Origin of the sequence: Pseudoalteromonas sp. S4741, from assembly GCF_005886135.1 — a bacterium.
GTDB classification, from domain to species: domain Bacteria; phylum Pseudomonadota; class Gammaproteobacteria; order Enterobacterales; family Alteromonadaceae; genus Pseudoalteromonas; species Pseudoalteromonas tetraodonis.
The window spans coordinates 1-4,464 of the sequence record NZ_PNCN01000138.1; the positions used below are offsets into that span (position 1 = coordinate 1).

Here is a 4,464-nt window from a genome sequence, read left to right on the forward strand (position 1 = left end):
CTTAATCGCTTTGTCGTTGTTCTCATCTTTTGCTTTAGCCAGCTCCTTTTGGGCAGATTGCAGTACCGTGGTGGCTTCTTTGTAGCGCAACTTAAATCGCTCTACAGGCGCTTTCATAATATTAGTGAGCTTGTCTTGCTTGGCATGTTTACTGTTATAAGCGGTTACAAAGGTTTCTACTTCAAACCATTGGTAAATACCCACCTCAGCTAGCTTCTCCATTATGTCGTAAACAATATTAGGGTCAGATACGTCTGAAAGCTCAGCAGTTTGAAAGTAAACTTTAAACTCTTCTAAAATTTCTTCAGGGTCGTTTACAAAATCCAGCACAAAGGTTTTATCTTTACCTTTGCAAGTACGGTTTAGCCTAGAGAGCGTTTGAATACATTCAACACCCTTTAATGGCTTATCAACATACATAGCCACTAATTTAGGTTGGTCAAACCCTGTTTGAAACTTATTCGCTACTAACATTACTTGGTAGTCGTTACTGTCAAAGGCTTTGCGCATATCGCGATTACGCAAATTAGGGTTCATCGCTTTTTCAGTAAAGGCATGATCAGGAATATCTGGGTCGTTCACTTCACCAGAAAACGCCACCATTGCATTGACGTTTTCATAGCCTTTATCCATTACATACTTTTCAAAGGCAAGCTTGTAACGTACAGCTTCTAAACGGCTACTCGTCACCACCATTGCTTTGGCTTCTCCGCCTAACAAATGTTTAATTTTGGCGTTAAAGTGCTCAACAATCGTTTCAACTTTTTGTGCAATATTATAGGGGTGTAGCCTTACCCATTTAGCCATTTTAGACGCTGCTTTTTTGCTATCTACTTCTTGATCAGACTGCGGGTTATCATGAGCTAATTGATACGCCACGCGATAACTGGTGTAGTTTTGCAGCACATCTAAAATAAAGCCTTCTTCAATGGCTTGGCGCATTGAATACACATGAAAAGGTAATGGCTTGTTAGTATCGCTTAGCGGTGCGTCTAAATCTTCAGGGCGGCCAAATAGCTCTAAGGTTTTCGCTTTTGGTGTTGCTGTAAAGGCAAAATAACTAATATTATTAGAGCCTTTACGGGCCTCTAGCGATAAACGCAGCAACTCTTCGCTGTCTAGCTCGTCATCGCCTTCAAGTTGTTCCGCCATAAGTACTTCACGTAACTTACGTGCGGTTGTTCCCGTTTGGCTAGAGTGCGCTTCATCGGCTATTACCGCAAAACTTCGCCCAGCTAGGGTAGAATCTTTTCGTATTGCCTCTAAAACATGGGGAAAGGTTTGAATGGTTACAATAATAATTGAGGTACTGGCTTTTAGCTCACCGGCTAACTGGCTCGATTTACTGCCTTGTGCCTCTTCGCGGTTAACGCGCGCTATCATCCCTTCGTTATGATCAAACTGATAAATAGTATCTTGTAGTTGGCTATCTAAAACGGTTCTGTCGGTAATCACTATTACTGAATCAAATACTTTGTCGCCAGCTTGTTTTTGTAATTCTGGGTGCTCAGTTAAGTAATGTTTAGAGGCCAGCTGGTGCGATAGCCACGCAATTGAGTTCGACTTACCCGAGCCCGCACTGTGTTGAATAAGGTACTTTTTACCCGTCCCCTCAAAATCAACTGTATTTATAAGCTTAGAAACCACAGCCCATTGATGATAACGCGGGAATATCATGGTTTCTTTTACTTTTATTGAGCCATCAAGTTGTTCTTCGTCTTTTACTTCTAAGTGAATATAGCGGCTTAAAATAAGTAACAAGTTATCTTTTTGAAATATCTCGTTCCAAAGGTACGAGGTCGCATAGCTGCCATCAGCCGGAATATCATTTCCCGCAGCGCCTTCGGCTGTACCTTGGTCAAACGGTAAAAAGAAGGTTTTATTCCCCGCTAAACGGGTAGTCATTGCCACGTTATATTGGCTTACTGCAAAGTGGACTAACGCACCGCGTTTAAAGGTTAATAATGGCTCAGCCTTTTTAGTGATTGGGTCTTTTGGCTGGCGGTCTTTCATGTACTGCACTTTGGCATTATTGAGCGACTGCTTAAATTCAGACTTTAACTCGCAAGTTGCAACCGGTAACCCATTTACAAATAAAGTTAAATCTAATCGGCCATCATAACCATTCGGTGAGTATTTTAGCTCAGGTACCACGCGTAAAATATTTTTGTTATAGCGTTTACTCGCATCAGGGTTTAAATCGTGATCAGGCTTAAAGCTACATAAACTAAATTTAGCGCCGCGGTCTTTAATCGCATTACGTAACACCCAAAGCGTACCTTTGTTTTTTAAGTTACGTTCTAGGCTTTTAAGTAAAGCATCAGCGGTTGCATTAGGGCTACGGTCAGTCTCTGGGTAATGTTTTTGCAGCTTATCCCATTGCTCAGGCTGAGCGCCTTTTACAAAAGCAATTACATCCTCTGGGTAAAGGGCTAATTCTTTATTATATTTATTCGACTCACCCAATAACCAGCCCTGTGCAAGCATTTGGTCGAGGATGTCATTTTGAAATTGCAACTCTCTTACTGTTTTTGCTTGGCTCATTTACTCATCCTTTTGATTTAATCGTTGCTTTGCCTTGGCAATAGAGTGCTGTAATTTTTTTTCGAGCAGTTCAACATCCATCAAATGCGTTAGGTATTCTGCAACATGGATATCGCTGCCTTCCATTTCAAGTAACTCAATTTGTTCTTGTTTTTTACTGGAGCACAAAATGATCCCAAGTGGTGTGTTTTCACCCTCTTCGGTTTCATATTTTTTTAGCCAGTTAAGATAAAGCTCCATCTGGCTTTTGTGGCTGTGTTTAAATTTTTCAAGCTTTAAATCGATTGCCACCAAACGCTTTAACTTACGGTTGTAAAATAGCAAGTCGATATAAAAATCATCGTTGTCAATTTGGATACGCTTTTGACGCGCCACAAAACTAAAACCGGCCCCCAGCTCTAATAAAAACTGCTCAATGTCTCTTAGAATGGCATCTTCTAAATCTTTCTCTAAGTAGCGGTCATTTAGCTCTAAAAAATCGAGAATATAGGGATCTTTAAGCAGCAGTTCTTGATTATATTGGCCGGAATTTCGCAGCTCAGAGAGTTCAGCCACAATGGTATCGTCTGGCTTTTTAGAAATAGCGGTGCGCTCAAACAGCAAGGCACCAATACGCTCATCCAAGGTGCGGGTTGACCAGCGTTCCTGAATGGCCATTGTGGTGTAAAAGTCTCGCTTTATGGGTTCATCAATAGCAATTAACTGGCGAATATGGGTCCAGCTCAATTGTGTACGCAGTGCGTGCACAATCTCTATATCCCAAAAAACCTCTGCAAACTTAACCATTTGCGCAAGGTTGCGTTTGCTCCAGCCTTTACCAAATTGCACCGTTAGCTCATTAGAAAGCGTGGCAATTACTCGTTTGCCGTAATCGGCACGCTCACCGCCCAGCACAGCTTGATTAATGCGATTACCCACTTGCCAATACAACAAAGTAATTTCACTGTTCACTGCGACCGCAGCGCGCTGCTTGGCACTGTGGATCAGTACGCTCAGCTCTTGGCTTAAGGGAGCTAGGCTTGTTAAGTTACTCATCCTTAAACTCCTTGTGGTTGCCCCTGTTCTGAAACAAAGTCACGCACGTCAATCTTGCCTGTCACTGCCGCTGAGATAAGGGCGGTTTTACGTTCTTTCATCAGCTCAATCGCTGAGTTTGCTCTCTCAGTTAAAGCATCAAATTGCTCGAGTTTTCTATCAATTTCGTTGAGTAAAGGAGTAATCTCGCTTTCATTGGGCAATACTATTGATAAGTTACCTAAATCTTCCATTGAAAGATTTGGCTGTGCAGCTTGGACTGCTCCCATCCAAATAATACGTTGAGCATATTCAGTTGAAAGCCAAAGGGCAATTAGCTTTGAATAGATTTCTTTTTTCGGACGAATGAAACTTACCGCTTGATTCGTATTTGCTGGTAATAGTTCTCTGGTTAAAATTGATGCTTTGCCTGTAGTCGCTCCCGCAATGATTACCAATACATCATTTTCTTGCAATCTACTTCTTCTTAGTTGAGCATCTACCTCTTCAGAAATGTAAAAGATTGGAGATGAATTGACTAAAAGTGATTTGCCAATGTTCTCACCTTTCAAAAATCTTATGCCTTCATCAATAAAGTCGCCTCCAATTGTGCTTGGAGTAGTACCTTTTGATATTAAATTAGCTAAGTTTTTTACTCGACATACTTCCCAATGCTCTGGCACTTCACCTAACCATTCTTCGCCTGAATCGCGCATTGGCGCATCTGGGTTTAGCCCTTTAGTCACTGCGTGAGAAATCACCGCTTGGCGCTTTTCTTTTAACAGCTCAATCAGCTTTTCTTGCTTGGTGATTAAGGTGTCGATTTTAGCGGTTTCGTGATCGAGGAAGCTGGCTATTTTTTGTTGTTCAACCTTAGGTGGCATAGCTAAAAATAAACTAGAGAAC

General features: G+C 41.6%; 3 protein-coding genes. All 3 read right to left on the reverse strand.

The genetic code is table 11. The features are described 5' to 3' along the window. Positions 1–2,544, reverse strand: a 2,544-nt coding sequence (locus tag CWC30_RS16125; RefSeq protein ID WP_138627609.1) for a type I restriction endonuclease subunit R, incomplete at its 3' end; no start/stop codon positions are given. Further along, on the reverse strand, positions 2,545–3,579 hold the full coding sequence (locus CWC30_RS16130; RefSeq protein WP_138627610.1) for a PDDEXK nuclease domain-containing protein: 1,035 nt from the start codon (positions 3,577–3,579) through the stop codon (positions 2,545–2,547). It abuts the gene before it with no gap. 2 nt (positions 3,580–3,581) lie between these two features. Next, positions 3,582–4,464: restriction endonuclease subunit S (locus CWC30_RS16135; RefSeq protein ID WP_171034739.1), on the reverse strand; the 883-nt coding region annotated here is incomplete at its 5' end.

Coding starts and splice junctions, on each gene's coding strand:
- CWC30_RS16130 (WP_138627610.1), bottom strand. CDS start 3,579: ATGAGTAACTTAACAAGCCTAGCTCCCTTAAGCCAAGAGCTGAGCGTA.